Below are 14,848 nucleotides of genomic sequence, written 5' to 3' on the forward strand. Positions count from 1 at the left end.
TCCTAATGGACGGCCGGGGCGACGGCGCCCCGGATTCGGATGGCGGTGATGGCGGTGGCGTCGGCGTCGGACCTGGTGGGGACCGCCGAACCTGGGAGCGACGCGGCGGCCGCCCCGTGCGCGACCGCCTGGGCGAGCGCCCGGTCGGGCGTCGCCCCTTCGGTCGTGGCGAGCAGGAAGCCGGCGAGCGAGCTGTCGCCCGCGCCGACCGTGCTGCGTGCGTCGATGCGCGGCGCGGGGGCGAACCAGGCGCCCCCCGCCCCGACGTGGACGGCGCCTCGGGCGCCGAGCGTGACGAGCGCCGAGTGGATGCCGCGCGGCGCGAGCCGCGCGGCGAGCGCGGCCACCCGCTCGGGGTCGGCCTCGAGCGCGTCGGAGTCGGTCTCGCCGGTGAGCTCGGCGAGCTCCTCGCCGTTCGGCTTGATGAGGTCGATCTCCTCCCCCGAGTCGACGAGTGCGGCGAGCGGGGCGCCCGACGTGTCGACGGCGATGCGCGCGCCGACTCCGGCGGCGCGCACCTCGTGCACCACGCGGACGTAGAAGTCGTCGGGCAGCGACGGCGGGAGGGAACCGGCGAGCACGAGCCACGAGGCATCCCTCGACCGCTCGACCGTGACGCGGATGAGGGCGCGCTGCTCGTCGGCGTCGAGCGCGGGACCGGGCTCGTTGAGCTTGGTGGTGACGCCGTCCGGCTCGGTGATCGCGATGTTCGAGCGGAGTCGCGCGGCGATGGGCACCGTCGCGACGGGCAGGCCGACGGCGGTGAGCGCCACGACGAGCGGGTCGTCGGCGCGACCGGGGAGCACTGCGACCGAGTCGGTGCCGGCGGCGACCAGCGCCCGGGTGACGTTGACGCCCTTGCCGCCGGGCTCCTCGACGCTGCGGGCGACGCGCTGGACCTCGCCGCGCTCGAGTTCCCGGTCGAGCTCGACCGTGCGGTCGAGCGACGGGTTGACGGTCAGCGTGACGATCATGCGACTCGCACCTCCACCTCTGCCTCGTCGAGCGCGACCGCGAGCGCGGGCCCGGGCGGCGCGTCGGTGATGAGCACGTCGACCTCGTCGAGCGCGGCGAAGCGCTGCAGGGCCTCGTCGTCGTGCTTGGACGAGTCGACGAGGACCACGGCGAGGCGTGCCCGGTCGACCATGGCCTGCTTGACCTGGGCCTCGAGCTCGTCGGGCGTCGAGAGCCCGAACTCGGCGCTCACGCCGTTCGAGCCGATGAAGGCGATGTCGGGGCGGATCTCGGCGAGCTGGGCCATCGCGGAGGGCCCGACGGCGGCGCTCGTGATGCCGCGGATCGTGCCGCCGATGATGCGGACGACCAGGTCGCGGCTGCCGTGGAGGAGCGCGGCGATCGGGACGGAGTTCGTGTAGACCGTGAGCGGCGGGGTGTTCGGAGCGGGCTTCCAGTCCGCCAGCGCCTCGGCGAGCGCGCCGGTCGTCGTGCCGGCGTCGAGGAGGATCGAGCCCGTGAACGTCGGCGGCACGAGCGCCATGGCCTCGTGGGCGATCGCCCGCTTCGCCTCGGACTGCTGGCCGGTGCGCTCGAGGACCGTGGTCTCGGTCAGGCTCGCGCGGCCGGCGCTCACGGCGCCGCCGTGCACGCGACGCAGCCGGCCGACCCGCTCGAGCGCGTCGAGGTCGCGCCGGATCGTCTCCGCAGTGACGTCGAGTTCGTCGGCGAGCCCCGCAACCGACACCCGCCCGGTGCGTGCGAGCGCGTCGAGGATGTGCTCCTGTCGCTCCATCGCGTACATGCGGCCTCCCTGCCGAATCTTCGATCACCTGCGTTCGTGTGAGTTTATCTCGCTCTTTCCAAGGAATGCAACCGTTTCGCAGAAATTCCCACAGAAAACCACACACGGGCCCGTTCGGCGAAGGATGTCGCAGGCACACGACGGCGCCGGCCGGGAACGCATCCCGACCGGCGCCGTGCCGTGCCATCCGTCGACCTACGGGGCGGGCACCTCCGCACCCTCGGTGCCGGCCCAGAAGAGCCCGCGCGCGATCTGGCCGAACTGCCCGACCGGGTGGGTCCGGAAGTTCATCGACGTGCCGAACATCAGCACCCGGTTGCCGGCCTCGGTCTCGGCCGAGACCGCGGAGGCCTGGCCCGCCGCATCCGCGGTCGAACGTCCGGCCGAGTCGCGCCAGTGCCCCGAGATGAACGGGTCCGCGGCGTACGTCTGCTCGACGACGGCGTTCGCGCCGAGGTTCGTGTACCAGACGGCCGGGTAGACGAACGCGGTGTCCTGCGGGAACGTGCCGAGGAGGCCGTCCTCCACCGGGTCGACCGACACGATGCCGTTCGACCCGCCCGTGCCCGACGTCGCGGTCGACGAGACGAGGCCGAAGGAGTTCGCGAAGCTCGCGATCGCCGTGCCCTCGCCGACCACGCCGCCGCCGGCGGCCAGGTACTCCGCCATCACGGCGCGACCGGCGGCCTGCGCCGACGAGAAGTTCAGCGTGCCCCCGATCCAGACCACGTCGACGCCGTCGAGGGTCGCCGTGCCGTTCGTCAACGTCGCGGACGAGATCGCGACCGGGTCGTCGAACCCGAGCTTGCGCAGCGTCTGCAGCTCCTCGCCGCCGCCCGAGTAGGCGACCGTGAGGTCGTCGAGGCCGCTGCTCTCCTCCGAGGCCAGTCGTGAACCGTCCGACGCGGTGAACGAGACGCCGTAGAGGTCGGCGACCTCGACCGCGGCCGCGTGGCTCGCGGCATCCGGACCGAGGATCACCGTGCCGTCCGCGAACGCCGAGACGGGCACGCCCGACTCGAGCAGCGCGTTGACGGCCTGGTACTCGGCCACGCCCGAGGTCGCGAGCTCGAGGTAGCCGCCCTGCGCGGGCACCGACCCCGTCGGCGCCGCCTCGGCGACGTCCTTCAGCTTGGCCCTGACGGCCGGGTCGCCGGTCGACCCGACGGCGTCGACGTCCGCGCCCCACAGCAGGGCGAGGCTCCAGGCGGAGATGTCGTACATGTCGGGCACGCGGTCGGAGATGTCCGAGCCGTCCGCGAGCAGCACGTTGGCCATTCCGCGCAGCGGCTGGTGCATGTCCACCACGTAGGAGCCCGCCTCGTACGTGGTCCCGCCGGCGGTGAAGGCCGCGGACGCCCGCTGCACCTCGACGCCGTTGGCGATGAGCTGGTCGACCAGGTTCGCGGCATCCGTCGCCGAGCGCTGGCCGTCACCGGCCGGGATGACGTACGCCCGCGGGAACTCGGCGGTGTAGACGTCGGTCTCGTCCCAGATCTCGGCCCACTGGCTCGGCTCGGCCACCTCGGCCGGGTCGACGTCGGCGGGGATCTCGACGAGCGGCTCGCCCGCCACGCCGCGACGGAAGATCTCGATCTGGTTCGACAGCAGCGCGTCGGCGTTCTCGATCACGTAGTCGACGGAGGTGTCGATCACGACGCCGGCCACCTCGACGTTGACCGCCGAGTTCGCGGGGTTCCGCGGGTCGGTGGGCGGGTTCACGCGTCCGAGCGGCAGCTCGACCGTGTTCGTGATGGCGCCCTGGTAGGCGACGTACTGCGGCGTGAAGATCGGGGGCCAGTCGTCCCATCCCGAGCGGATGTCGCGGTACGGGATCCGGATGTTGCCGGTGTTCTCGGTCGTCACGCGGTTCGTCGTGCGGTCGAGGTACGTGTTGCCGGGGATGTCGGCCGCGGTGACGGCCTCCTCGATCTCGAGCGCGGCGGCGTACGCGTGCGGCAGGAAGAGGTCGTACTCGTAGTTCTCGCCGTGGGGCGGACCGCAGGGCTCGACCTGCAGCACGCTCGTGTACCCGTGCAGGTCGATGTAGAAGGTCGGCTGGATGACGCCCGACAGGTCGCGGATGATCCGGGCCTCGCTGGTCGCGCCCGTGATCATGTCGCGGTTGGCGTCGAACCCGTCGGCCGTGGCCCGCTGGCCGAGCGCGCGCCCGTCGGGGTTGTTCGTGACGGTGAAGTACAGCCGGTTGCGCTCGAGGACGTCCTTCACCTCGTCGTACGGCGCCGTCGCGAGGTGCTCGATGTACTCGAGGACCGCGTCGGTGCCCTCCCACTCGTTGCCGTGGATGTTCGCGTTGAACCAGATCGGCACCTTGTAGTTCGCCATCAGCGACGCGTTCTTCGCCGCCGCCTCCGGGTTGTGCTTGATCATGTCGCGGAAGGTCGCCTGGCGCTTGGTCTCACCCGCGTTCTCGGGGGCGGTCAGCGTGACCAGGTGGATGTCGCGGCCGAGCGCGGACTGCCCGACGACCTGCACCGAGATGCGGTCGCTCACGGCGGTGAGTCCGTTGAGGAGCGGTGCGATCTCGTCGTAGGGGATGACGCCTCGGTTGATCGACGCGTCGGTCGGGTCGTCCGCGACGGTGGCGAGTTCGGGCTGGTGGGGGTAGCTCGACGGCGGCGCGACGAGCGGCGAGACGGGGGTGACGATCGGGACGGCAGGGTCGCCCTCGAGGGCGACCGCTGGGGTGGAACCGGCGACGAGCGTCGCGGCCAGGACGGCCGTGACGCCCGCGCCCGCAAGGGTGCGTTGCATCGACATGGTGCTCCGTAGGGTTGCGGACTCGGATCGGGACCGGCTCGCCGCGCGCCTCCGGCGGATCTCGCCGGCGCGGACGAACCGCGCAGGATTCCTCGGTGGAATCGTGCGCTGGAAAGCGGTACCAGCCAGCCTTGCATGCGAACGCATGCGGTCTCCAGAGCGATTCGTTGCGTTCGTGTGAAGAATGCTGCGCGATCGCGCCGTCACTGGAGCGCGGAGGTGAGCCGCGCGAGGTTGTCGAGCACCGTCGACCGCAGCGGCTGCCGCATCCACTCCTCGAGCGTCAGCTCGCGGCTGTCGCGGCGATAGCCGTCCTCGACCGCGCGCATCTCGCGGACGAACGACGCGCCGCGCACGAGCAGCGACACCTCCATGTTCAGCTCGAACGACCGGATGTCCATGTTGCTCGAGCCGATCACGGCCACGTCGTCGTCGATCGTGAAGTGCTTCGCGTGCAGGATGAACGGCGCGCGGTACATGTAGATCCGCACGCCGGCGCGGAGCAGCGCCTCGTAGTACGAGCGCTGCGCGTGGTAGACCAGCGCCTGGTCGCCGATCTCGGAGACGAAGAGCTCGACGTGCACCCCGCGCTGCGTGGCCCCGCTGATCGCCCGGAGCATCGCCTCGTCGGGCACGAAGTACGGGCTCGTGATGATGATCTTCTCGCGGGCGGCGTAGAGCAGCGCGAGGAAGAGCTTGAGGTTGTTCTCGTTCGGATACCCCGGACCGCTCGGCACGACCTGGCAGTCGAGGTTCTGCTCGGCGGGCGGCTGGGCGAACGGGATCAGTTCCTCGCGCGACGGCGCCTCGCCGGTCTCGAGGTACCAGTCGGTCGCGAAGATCGCGTCGAGGCCCGAGACGATCGGGCCCTCGACCTCGGCGACGAGCTCCTGCCACTTCAGGCCGCGGCGGATGTTCCCGCGCTTGTTGTAGCTGCGATCGATGACGTTCTGCGAACCCATGTACGCGACCTCGCCGTCGACCACGAGGATCTTCCGATGGTTCCTGAGGTCGGGCCGCTGGTACTTGCCGCGGAACGGCAGCACCGGGAGCATCAGCCGCCACTCGACCCCCATGCCCGTCAGCCGTCGGAGCGTGCGCCGGTACCCCTTCGATCGCCGTGACGCGATGTGATCGAGGAGGACGCGCACCTCGACGCCGCGCGCCACCGCGTCACCCAGCGCGTCGAAGAAGCGGGCGGTCGTGTCGTCGTACGAGAAGATGTAGAACTCGACGTGCACGTAGCGGGTCGCGCGCGAGATCGCATCGGCCATCGCGTCGAGCGAGGCCTCGTAGTCGCCGATGAGCCGTGCGCTGTTGTGGCCGATGAGCGGCATCGCACCGAGGTTGCGATTGAGCCGCACGACGCCTTCGAACCAGTCGGGCCACTCGCTGTGGTCACTGGCCTGCTCGACGCCGTGGGTGCTCTCGCGGATGAAGCGATCGACCTCGGCCTGCTTCGCGCGCCGCGCCTTCGGCAGCTTCGGGTTGCCGATCAGCAGGAAGAACAGCACCCCGAGGTAGGGGATGAAGAAGATCGCGAGCAGCCACGCCATGCCCGCGGTGGGACGGCGGTTCCGCGGCACCACGATGATCGCGATGATGCGGACGACGACGTCCACGACGAGGATCAGCAGGGCGATGATCGCCGTGATCTGCGCCGACGTCATGCCGGGCTACGCGGCTCGGTGGCGTTCGTCGGCGAGCTTCGCCCGCTCCTCGGCCTCGATCTTGGCGTACGCATCGCGCTCCGTCCGGTCGGCGCGCAGCAGCGATCGCATCACGAACCAGAAGATGAGTCCGATCAGCACGGTCGGTGCGAGCGACCAGATCGCGTTCAGCCAGAAATCGTCCATAGCCGTTCCAGAATACCCGCGGATTCCTCAACCGGCGGTGATGATGCCCCAGATGCCCGACCCGAGCAGGTACACGCCCACTGCGGCGACGATCACCCAGATCGCGATCCGGGCGAACGACGGCTGGCGCGGATCGCGCTCGGGCTCGAGGTCCTTCTTGGGGAGGTAGTCGTTCATCGCGGCATCCTTCTCACTTGACCAGGGGGAACAGGATCGTCTCGCGGATGCCGAGGCCGGTGACCGCCATGAGCAGGCGGTCGATGCCCATGCCCATCCCGCCCGTCGGCGGCATGCCGAACTCCAGCGCGCGCAGGAACTCCTCGTCGAGGCGCATCGCCTCGGGGTCGCCGCCCGCGGCGAGGCGCGACTGCTCGACGAACCGCTCGCGCTGCACGACCGGGTCGACGAGCTCGGAGTAGCCCGTCGCGAGCTCGAAGCCGCGCACGTAGAGGTCCCACTTCTCGACGACGCCGGGGATGGACCGGTGCTGACGGACGAGGGGCGACGTGTCGAGCGGGAAGTCCATGACGAACGTCGGCCGCACGAGGCCCGACTTCACGTGGTGCTCCCAGAGCTCCTCGACGTACTTGCCCGGCAGCGGGTGGTCGACCTCGATCTCGACCGCGTCGGCGAGCTCCTTCAGCCGCGACATCGGCGTCTCGGGGGTGATCTGCTCCCCGACCGCCGCGGAGAGGGAGTCGTACATCGAGAGGCGATCCCACTCGCCGCCGAGGTCGTACTCGGTGCCGTCGGCCCAGGTGACCACGTGCGAACCGGCGACCGCGTAGGCGGCGTCCTGGATGAGCTTCTGCGTGAGGTCGGCGATCGAGTTGTAGTCGCCGTACGCCTGGTAGGCCTCGAGCATCGCGAACTCGGGGCTGTGCGTCGAGTCGGCGCCCTCGTTGCGGAAGTTGCGGTTGATCTCGAACACGCGCTCGATGCCGCCGACCACGGCGCGCTTGAGGTAGAGCTCGGGCGCGATGCGCAGGTACAGCTCGGTGTCGAACGCGTTCGAGTGGGTCACGAACGGCCGGGCCGACGCGCCGCCGTGCATGACCTGCAGCATGGGGGTCTCGACCTCGACGAAGCCGAGGCTCGTGAAGGTCGAGCGAAGGCTCGCGTTGACCGTGGCGCGGTCGAGGACGTTGCGGCGCGCCTGCTCGCGCGCGATGAGGTCGAGGTAGCGGCTCCGGACGCGCGTCTCCTCCGAGAGCTCGTTGTGCAGGTTCGGCAGCGGGTTGATGGCCTTGGCCGCCATCCGCCACTCGGTCGCCATGATCGACAGCTCGCCGCGACGGCTGGTGATGACCTCGCCCGCCACGAACACGTGGTCGCCGAGGTCGACGAGCTCCTTCCACGCCGCGAGCGACTCCTCGCCGACCTCGCCGAGCGAGACCATCGCCTGGATGCGGCCGCCGTCGCCCGACTGCAGGGCCGCGAAGCACAGCTTGCCCGTGTTGCGGAGGTGCACGACGCGGCCGGAGACGCCGACCGTCTCACCGCTCCGCTCGTCGACGCCGAGCCCGACGAAACGCGCACGCACCTCGGGGATGGTCGTCGTGATGGGCACCGAGACCGGGTACGCGCCGTCGCCGAGGTCGGCGGCGCCGTCGATGAGCCGCTCGCGCTTGGCCAGTCGCACGGCCTTCTGCTCCGAGATCTCCTCGGCGGTCGGCTCGTGCGTGGTCTCGTCGGCCATTGGCGTCTCCGGTGTCGGGGTGGGTTCGTGGGGTGCGCATCCGAGCGGATGCCACGCACCAGCGTATCCCGCTGCGACGCGCCGACCTGAAGGGCAGCCGGATGCCTCGGCTCAGCCGAGCACGATGCCGGCGTTGTCGATCAGCCGCGTGCCGCCCACGCGGGCCGCGACGAGCACGGTCGCCTCGCCGGTCGCCTCCTCGTCGACGGGCAGGAACGTGGCCGGGTCGACGACGACGAGGTAGTCGAGTTCGATGGCCTCGTGGTCGCCGAACGCGGCGGCCGCCTCGGCGAGCACCTCGTCGAGGCCCTCCCCCGCGGCGGCCTCGGCGGCCGCGAGCGACTCGGACAGCGCGAGCGCCGCGCGACGTCCGTCGGCGTCGAGGTACCGGTTGCGGCTCGAGAGCGCCAGGCCGTCGGCCTCGCGGACCGTCGGGACGACCTCGATGGCCAGGGGCGCGTTCAGGTCGGCGACCATCCGGCGCACGAGGAAGACCTGCTGGGCGTCCTTCTGGCCGAACACGGCCGTGTCGGGCTGGACGATGTGGAAGAGCTTCGCGACGACGGTGAGCATGCCGTCGAAGTGCCCGGGACGCGAGGCGCCCTCGTAGAGGCTGCCGACATGCCCCGCGCCGACGCTCGTCTCGACGGCGCCCTCCGGGTACATCTCGGCGGCCGACGGGGCGAACACGAGCTCGACGCCCTCGCGCGCGAGCGCGGCGACGTCGGCGTCGAGCGTCCGCGGGTAGCGGTCGAGGTCCTCGCCCGCACCGAACTGCAGGGGGTTCACGAAGATCGACACGACGACCGCGTCGGCGATCGCGCGCGCACGGCGCACGAGTGCGAGGTGGCCGTCGTGGAGCGCGCCCATCGTCGGGACGAGGGCGACCGTGCGACGGGCGTCTCGCAGCCCCGCGACCGCGTCGCGGATGCCGGCGACCGTGCCGTGCACCACCGGCTCCGCCTGCCCGCCGCCGGAGCGGCGGGTCCGCTCGTCGTCGTCCGTCACGCGCCACCTCCCGACGGCCGATCGTCGTCGGCCCCGTCGATCGTAGCCGCCCCGTCGATCATGGGGCCCGGGTCGTGTCGGGCGAGCGCGTTCTCGACGGCGCTGCGGACGAGCGGTGCGAGGACGGCGCCGGCCCGCGGCATCCCGATGCCCTCGAGGATGCCCGTGGCCTGGTCGACGATCGCCGTGGAGAAGGAGACCGCGGTGTCGATCGCCTCGGCGTACGCCGGTCGGTCGGACTCGGCGACGACGAACGGCTCGCCGCCCATCTCGACGACGAGCGCCTGGGCGATCGGGAGGACCGGCGCCGGCGCCGTGACCGCGAACCAGGCGCCGGCCAGGCGGCCCAGGTCGAGGCTCGTCCCGGTGAACGACATCGCCGGGTGGATCGCGAGCGGGATCGCCCCGGCCCGCATCGCCGGCTCGAGCACGCCGACGCCGTGCGCGGCCGCGGTGTGCACGACGAGCTGACCGGGTCGCCAGGCTCCCGCGGTCGCGAGTCCCTCGACGAGCGTGGCGAGCTCGTCGCCGGGAACGGCGAGCAGGACCAGTTCGCTGCGCTCGACGATCTCGGGCAGCGCGAGGATCGGCACGTCGGGCAGCATCGCGGCGGCGCGCTCGCGGCTCGCGTCGGACACCGCGGCGATGCCCGTGAGCGCATGGCCGGCGCCGCCGAGCGCGGAGGCGAGGACCGCGCCGACGCGGCCCGCGCCGATGGTGCCGACGCCGAGGCGCCCGGCCCGCCGGTCAGGACGCATGCTCGACCCCCCAGCGGTCGGTCCGGTCGCGCAGTGCGCGGTCGACCGCCTCGGCCGCGATGGCGGTGAACGCGGCGGCGGCGTCTGCGCGGTCGAGCGCCGGAACCTCGGGCGCGATGGGTCCGGCCACCGTGTGGATGCGCAACGACTCAAGTCGGAGGCCCCGGCGCACCGGCCCTGCCGCGACGGCGACCGACTGCATGCGCGCGAGCGGCACGAACGCGAGCCGGCGGAGCAGCCAGCCGCTGCGCAGCACCGCCGTGCCGCCCTCGACCGCGATGCCGATCCGGCGCCACGAGAACGGCCGGATCCACGCCGCGCGCCGCGGCGCCGAGGTGAAGCCCGTCGCCGGGCCCGTGCCGGCGAGGCCGGCGTCGAGCAGCGGGACGAGGTCGTCGAACGCGTCGGGCGCGAGCAGGCCGATCACGCGTCGGACGTCGTCGGCGGTGCCGACCGGCAGCACGAGCGTGCGCCGGGCGGCGTCGCCCGCCTGGGCGACCGACTGGCCGGCGACGTTCACGCGCACGGTCCACCAGCCGAACGCGCGCCAGAGGAGCCACTGCGACGCCTCGATGGCGTGCACGCGGCCCGGCGGGATGGTCTGGTTCGCGGTCGAGAGCAGTCCCGAGCCGATGCGGACGCCGTCGCGCGTGCCGGCGATCGAGTAGCGGAGCGAGCCGGTGATCCGCGACCACAGGTAGCTCACGACGCCGATCGCGGCGGGCACGAAGGTGAACAGCATCCACAGCGTGCCGGTCGTGAGCGCCACGACGATGATCACGATGATCGCGACCAGCCAGATCATCGAGCCGCCGAGGAGCGCCGATGCGATCACCCGCGGCAGCGGGAGCCGCACCACCGATTCGGGCGGTGCGAGATCGGGGTCGAGCTCGGGCGAGAGGAACTCGTCGACGCGACGCCCGACCACCGTGCCCGCGCGATCGACCACGGACGGCGCGCCCGATTCGGGCTGCGCGACGCCCGAGGCATCCGCCCCGGCCGCGACGACTGTCTCGGTGTCGCCCGGCGCACCGGGTTCCTGCCGCCGGGCGCCCGACGCCAGGCGCAGCAGGTCGCCGCGCAGGCGATCGGCCTGCGCCGAGCCCAGGTAGGACAGGTCGACGTTGCCCGACTGCCCGGCGACCGAGACGTCGAGCTTGGCCGCGCCGAAGATCCGGGCGAAGACCGGGCGTGCGATGTTGATGCCCTGGATGCGATCGAGCCGTGCACTGCGGTGCGACCGGAACAGGATGCCGCTGCGCACCTCGAGCGCTTCGTCGGTGACCCGGAACGTGTGCATCCGCCACGCGAACCAGAACGCGAGGACGACGAGCACGATGACGACGACGAGGCCGAGGAGGGCCCACCCGATGAGCCCGCGCGCGACCAGCCCGGTCACCGGGTCCTCCGCCCAGTCACCGCCGAAGTCCGGCGTCTCGCCGGGCGCCTCGGCACCGGGCGCGAAGAACAGCACGAAGACCTCGACGATGCGCTCCCGCAGGTTCGCGAGCACGAACCCGAGCACGGCGATGAGCACGAGGCCGCCCCGAAGCAGCGGGCTCGCCGGATGGAGCCGATGCCATTCGCCGTCGGCGAGCGGGCCGATCGGCGTGCGGACCGCAGGCTCGGTCACAGGCCCGCCCTGCGGGTCTCGGCGAGGGCGACGAGTTCGTCGCGGAGGTCCTCTGCGTCGTCGAGGGGGAGCCCCGGCAGCGTCACGGCGGTCGACGCGGCGGCGGTGACGAACTTCAGGTCGGCGAGCCCGAGCGCCCGCGACACCGGCCCGCGCGTGATGTCGACGAGCTGCATGCGCCCGTAGGGCACCGCCACCTGGCGCTGGAACATGATGCCTCGCCGGAAGACGAGGTCGTCGGCCCGGCGCCGGTACCCGATCGAGCGGACCCGGCGCGGCTCGAACGCGATCGAGACGAGCGCGATCACGCCGACCGCGATGCCGGCCCACGTCGCCCACGGCAGGTCGAACCACGACCCGACGAGGAGGAGCACGGCGACCGTGAGGCCTGCGCCGATGACGGACCCGATGACCTCGACCACCACGTGCTTCGGCGAGACGCGGCGCCAGTCGTCGTCGACGTGCGCGCGCGCATCCGCCTCGGGAGCGTCGGGCGCGGGCACGCCCGATCCGGGAGCGTCGGGCGTGGGGACGTCGGCGGCGCCGCTCGACACCGGTGCGTCGGGTGCGGCGTGCTCGGGGTCAGGCATGCGCCGAACCCTCCTCTTCGGGGTCGTCGGGCGGGAGCGTGCAGAAGTGCTCGGCGACGAGTCCGCCGATCAGCAGCAGCGCGGCGCCGATGGCGGTGGCGACCGCCATCCAGATCGTCCCGGCGGGCGGGAGGACGCTTCGCGTGAGCAGGAAGACCGTGATGCCGATGCCGACGCCGAGCACGAGCGCGCCGGTGACGCTGCTGGCCTTCGCGAGCACGGCAATGCGGGCCGCGCGGAACGGGTCGACCCTGCGGCTGCGGTCGCCGCGCACGGCCTGTCGGATCGGCCACGCCACGAGCACGACGATCGCGCCGATGCCGATGAGCGTCACGGCGAGCGAGATCGGCGGCACGAGCGCGGTCGCCCCGCCCGCCACGAGCGCGAGCTCGCCGAGGTAGCCGACCGCGAGGCCGACCACCGCGAACGCGACGAGGGTCGAGGCGTGCGTGCGATTCACCGGCGGACCACCTCGTCGGTCGACTCGGCGCGGAGGGCGGCGACCGCCCCGCGACCTGCGATCTCGGCGTCGGGCTCGACGTCGAGCCACGGCTGCAGGACGAACGCCCGCTCCCACGCGCGAGGGTGGGGCAGTTCGAGCCGGTCGTCGGCGAGGCGGATGCCGCGGACGTCGATGAGGTCGAGGTCGAGCGTGCGGTCGCCCCACCGCGTCTCACGGGTGCGCCCGTGTTCGGCCTCGACGCGCTGGAGCAGGTCGAGGAGCGCGTGCGGCTCGAGCTCGGTGTCGACGAGGATCACGCCGTTGAGGTAGCGCGGCGCATCGGGATCGACGCCGTCGAGCCGGACGGCCGCGCTCTCGTACACGGGCGAGACCGCGACGAGCTCGACGCCGTCGGCCGAGGCGATGGCGCGCGTCGCCGACGCCACGGTCGCCTCGCGATCGCCGAGGTTGGCGCCGTACGCGATCACGGCCCGGGTCACGCGCGACTCCGCACGATGGTGACCGCGACGTCGTCGAACGGCACCTCGATGGGCGCCTGCGGCTTGTGCACCGTGACGGTCGCCTCCTCGACGGCGTCGAAGCCCAGGGCGACCGCGGCCACCCGCTCGGCGACCGTCTCGATGAGGTCGACGGGGTCGCGTTCGACCGCGCGGGCCACGGCGACCGCGAGCTCGCCGTAGTGCACCGTGCGCGCGAGGTCGTCGCCGGATGCCGCGGCGGCGAGGTCGACTGCGACGGACACGTCGATCACGAACTCCTGCCCCTGCTCGCGTTCGAAGTCGAACACGCCGTGGTGCGCGCGCACGCGGATGCCGGTGACGGCGATCCGATCACGAGTGCTGGCCACGTCGTCCACTCTGCCATGCGCGGGCGACGTCGAGGGCGACGCGCGTGCCCGCGACGTCGTGGACGCGGACGCCCCACGCCCCGGCCTGCGCGGAGAGCACGCTGATGACAGCAGTCGGCAGGTCGCGGTCCTCGACCGGGGCGCCCTCGGGCAGCAGCGCGCCGAGGAACCGCTTCCGCGAGGCGCCGACGAGGATCGGGAGGCCGAGCTCCGCGAGCACGTCGAGGTTGGCGAGCAGCTCCCAGTTCTGCCCGGCGCGCTTGGAGAAGCCGAGGCCCGGGTCGAGGATCAGCCGATCGGCGTGCACGCCGGCCGCGACGAGCTCGTCCACGCGGCGGGCGAGCTCGTCGCGCACGTCGCGCGCGACGTCGTCGTACTCGGCGAGGTCGTCCATCCGGTCGGAGTGCCCGCGCCAGTGCATCGCGACGTAGGTCGCACCGGAGTCGGCGGCGATCCGTGCCATCGCCTCGTCGGCGAGGCCGGCGGAGACGTCGTTGATGATCTCGGCGCCGGCCTCGACCGCCGCTCGAGCCGTCGAGGCGCGCATCGTGTCCACGCTCACGCGGAGGCCGCGCCCTGCGAGCTCGCGGATGACCGGGATGACCCGGCGCAGCTCCTCGTCGGGGTCGACGCGCGCCGCCCCCGGCCGCGTCGACTCACCGCCGACGTCGAGCACGTCCGCACCCTCGGCCACCAGCTGCAGCGCGTGCTCGATCGCGGCATCCGCGTCGAACCAGCGCCCGCCGTCGCTGAACGAGTCGGGCGTGACGTTGACCACGCCCATGACGAGCGGTTCGGCCGACGACGAGCCGGGCATCGCCGACCCCCGGGCCGCCGCTTCGGGCGGCGTGTCAGGCACCACGCCCCGATCCGATGAGGGCGATGATCTCGGCCCGCGCCGCGGGCTCGGCGAGCTCGCCGCGACTGGCGATCGTGACCGTCGAGCTGCGATCCTGCCGCGCTCCGCGCGCCGTGACGCAGCCGTGCACGGCGTCGATCACCACGAGGACGCCGCGCGGGTCGAGCCCGGCGACCAGGGCGTCGGCGACCTCCTCCGCGATGCGCTCCTGCAGCTGCGGGCGGCTCGCGATCGTGTCGATCACCGCGGGGATGCGGCCGAGCCCGACGAGTCGCTCGCCGGGGAGGTAGGCGACGTGCGCGGTACCGATGAACGGAAGCAGGTGGTGCTCGCACACCGACCGGAAGGCGAGGTCGCGGAGCACCACGGCGTCGGAGGTCGCGGGGACCCCCGCGGCGGTGTCGCCCGACGCGACCGTCTCGGCGAGGTGCACGAGCGGATCCGCACCGACGCCGCTGAAGTAGTCGGCGTACGCCTCGGCCACGCGCCGCGGCGTGCGCTCGAGGCCCGGCCGCTCGGGGTCCTCCCCGATCGCGAGGAGCAGTTCGCGCACGGCGCGCTCGATGCGATCGGCGTCGACGCCCGTCATGGCACC

16 protein-coding genes are annotated in these 14,848 nt (G+C 72.5%); all 16 read right to left on the reverse strand.

Going from position 1 to position 14,848, the window contains the following annotated elements; genetic code table 11:
* Nucleotides 1-2: 2 nt before the first annotated feature.
* The 16 genes from ACFVHK_RS06515 to folE all read right to left on the reverse strand — a co-directional run bounded on the left by ACFVHK_RS06515 (nucleotide 3) and on the right by folE (nucleotide 14,842).
* On the reverse strand, nucleotides 3-974 hold the full coding sequence (locus ACFVHK_RS06515; protein ID WP_376928099.1) for a 1-phosphofructokinase family hexose kinase: 972 nt from the start codon (nucleotides 972-974) through the stop codon (nucleotides 3-5).
* Nucleotides 971-1,759, reverse strand: coding sequence for a DeoR/GlpR family DNA-binding transcription regulator (locus tag ACFVHK_RS06520; RefSeq protein ID WP_129234167.1), 789 nt, complete (start codon nucleotides 1,757-1,759; stop codon nucleotides 971-973). The genes ACFVHK_RS06515 and ACFVHK_RS06520 overlap by 4 nt, the downstream gene beginning before the upstream one ends.
* A 195-nt stretch (nucleotides 1,760-1,954) precedes the next feature.
* Complete coding sequence (locus tag ACFVHK_RS06525; RefSeq protein ID WP_376928100.1) at nucleotides 1,955-4,534, reverse strand: M14 family zinc carboxypeptidase; 2,580 nt, start codon at nucleotides 4,532-4,534, stop codon at nucleotides 1,955-1,957.
* A gap of 209 nt (nucleotides 4,535-4,743) precedes the next feature.
* The gene (gene cls / locus ACFVHK_RS06530; RefSeq protein WP_129234169.1) at nucleotides 4,744-6,210 is read right to left on the reverse strand and encodes a cardiolipin synthase; all 1,467 of its coding nucleotides are present in this window, start codon (nucleotides 6,208-6,210) and stop codon (nucleotides 4,744-4,746) included.
* 6 nt (nucleotides 6,211-6,216) lie between these two features.
* Nucleotides 6,217-6,396 (reverse strand): hypothetical protein, encoded by a 180-nt coding sequence (locus ACFVHK_RS06535; protein WP_376928101.1) that lies wholly within the window; start codon nucleotides 6,394-6,396, stop codon nucleotides 6,217-6,219.
* 27 nt (nucleotides 6,397-6,423) lie between these two features.
* On the reverse strand, nucleotides 6,424-6,573 hold the full coding sequence (locus ACFVHK_RS06540) for a hypothetical protein (RefSeq protein ID WP_165307422.1): 150 nt from the start codon (nucleotides 6,571-6,573) through the stop codon (nucleotides 6,424-6,426).
* A gap of 13 nt (nucleotides 6,574-6,586) precedes the next feature.
* Nucleotides 6,587-8,095, reverse strand: coding sequence for a lysine--tRNA ligase (lysS, locus tag ACFVHK_RS06545; RefSeq protein WP_376928102.1), 1,509 nt, complete (start codon nucleotides 8,093-8,095; stop codon nucleotides 6,587-6,589).
* Between the two features lie 111 nt (nucleotides 8,096-8,206).
* Nucleotides 8,207-9,049 carry a pantoate--beta-alanine ligase gene (gene panC / locus ACFVHK_RS06550; RefSeq protein ID WP_376928318.1) on the reverse strand — a complete coding sequence of 281 codons (843 nt, stop codon included), beginning with the start codon at nucleotides 9,047-9,049 and terminating at the stop codon, nucleotides 8,207-8,209.
* A gap of 50 nt (nucleotides 9,050-9,099) precedes the next feature.
* Entirely contained in the window at nucleotides 9,100-9,861 is a 762-nt protein-coding gene (locus ACFVHK_RS06555) for a Rossmann-like and DUF2520 domain-containing protein (protein ID WP_376928103.1), read from the reverse strand.
* Nucleotides 9,851-11,494 (reverse strand): PH domain-containing protein, encoded by a 1,644-nt coding sequence (locus tag ACFVHK_RS06560; protein WP_376928104.1) that lies wholly within the window; start codon nucleotides 11,492-11,494, stop codon nucleotides 9,851-9,853. Before ACFVHK_RS06560 ends, ACFVHK_RS06555 begins: the two co-directional genes overlap by 11 nt.
* Nucleotides 11,491-12,084, reverse strand: coding sequence for a PH domain-containing protein (locus ACFVHK_RS06565; protein WP_376928105.1), 594 nt, complete (start codon nucleotides 12,082-12,084; stop codon nucleotides 11,491-11,493). Before ACFVHK_RS06565 ends, ACFVHK_RS06560 begins: the two co-directional genes overlap by 4 nt.
* Nucleotides 12,077-12,544: a DUF3180 domain-containing protein gene (locus ACFVHK_RS06570; RefSeq protein WP_376928106.1), complete on the reverse strand. Its 468-nt coding sequence runs from the start codon at nucleotides 12,542-12,544 to the stop codon at nucleotides 12,077-12,079. The genes ACFVHK_RS06565 and ACFVHK_RS06570 overlap by 8 nt, the downstream gene beginning before the upstream one ends.
* Nucleotides 12,541-13,026: a 2-amino-4-hydroxy-6-hydroxymethyldihydropteridine diphosphokinase gene (folK, locus tag ACFVHK_RS06575; protein WP_376928107.1), complete on the reverse strand. Its 486-nt coding sequence runs from the start codon at nucleotides 13,024-13,026 to the stop codon at nucleotides 12,541-12,543. The genes ACFVHK_RS06570 and folK overlap by 4 nt, the downstream gene beginning before the upstream one ends.
* On the reverse strand, nucleotides 13,023-13,394 hold the full coding sequence (folB, locus tag ACFVHK_RS06580) for a dihydroneopterin aldolase (RefSeq protein ID WP_207207143.1): 372 nt from the start codon (nucleotides 13,392-13,394) through the stop codon (nucleotides 13,023-13,025). Before folB ends, folK begins: the two co-directional genes overlap by 4 nt.
* Complete coding sequence (folP, locus tag ACFVHK_RS06585) at nucleotides 13,378-14,211, reverse strand: dihydropteroate synthase (protein WP_376928319.1); 834 nt, start codon at nucleotides 14,209-14,211, stop codon at nucleotides 13,378-13,380. Before folP ends, folB begins: the two co-directional genes overlap by 17 nt.
* Before the next feature lie 34 nt (nucleotides 14,212-14,245).
* Nucleotides 14,246-14,842: a GTP cyclohydrolase I gene (folE, locus tag ACFVHK_RS06590; protein ID WP_129235413.1), complete on the reverse strand. Its 597-nt coding sequence runs from the start codon at nucleotides 14,840-14,842 to the stop codon at nucleotides 14,246-14,248.
* Nucleotides 14,843-14,848 lie beyond the last annotated feature (6 nt).

This window comes from Agromyces binzhouensis, from assembly GCF_042672355.1.
GTDB classification, from domain to species: Bacteria; Actinomycetota; Actinomycetes; order Actinomycetales; family Microbacteriaceae; genus Agromyces; species Agromyces binzhouensis.

Excerpts from the sequence above, each read along its gene's own strand:
- ACFVHK_RS06515 (WP_376928099.1), bottom strand. The coding sequence starts at position 974 with ATGATCGTCACGCTGACCGTCAACCCGTCGCTCGACCGCACGGTCGAG.
- ACFVHK_RS06520 (WP_129234167.1), bottom strand. The coding sequence starts at position 1,759 with ATGTACGCGATGGAGCGACAGGAGCACATCCTCGACGCGCTCGCACGC.
- ACFVHK_RS06525 (WP_376928100.1), bottom strand. The coding sequence starts at position 4,534 with ATGCAACGCACCCTTGCGGGCGCGGGCGTCACGGCCGTCCTGGCCGCG.
- cls (WP_129234169.1), bottom strand. The coding sequence starts at position 6,210 with ATGACGTCGGCGCAGATCACGGCGATCATCGCCCTGCTGATCCTCGTC.
- ACFVHK_RS06535 (WP_376928101.1), bottom strand. The coding sequence starts at position 6,396 with ATGGACGATTTCTGGCTGAACGCGATCTGGTCGCTCGCACCGACCGTG.
- ACFVHK_RS06540 (WP_165307422.1), bottom strand. The coding sequence starts at position 6,573 with ATGAACGACTACCTCCCCAAGAAGGACCTCGAGCCCGAGCGCGATCCG.
- lysS (WP_376928102.1), bottom strand. The coding sequence starts at position 8,095 with ATGGCCGACGAGACCACGCACGAGCCGACCGCCGAGGAGATCTCGGAG.
- ACFVHK_RS06555 (WP_376928103.1), bottom strand. The coding sequence starts at position 9,861 with ATGCGTCCTGACCGGCGGGCCGGGCGCCTCGGCGTCGGCACCATCGGC.
- ACFVHK_RS06565 (WP_376928105.1), bottom strand. The coding sequence starts at position 12,084 with ATGCCTGACCCCGAGCACGCCGCACCCGACGCACCGGTGTCGAGCGGC.
- folP (WP_376928319.1), bottom strand. The coding sequence starts at position 14,211 with ATGCCCGGCTCGTCGTCGGCCGAACCGCTCGTCATGGGCGTGGTCAAC.
- folE (WP_129235413.1), bottom strand. The coding sequence starts at position 14,842 with ATGACGGGCGTCGACGCCGATCGCATCGAGCGCGCCGTGCGCGAACTG.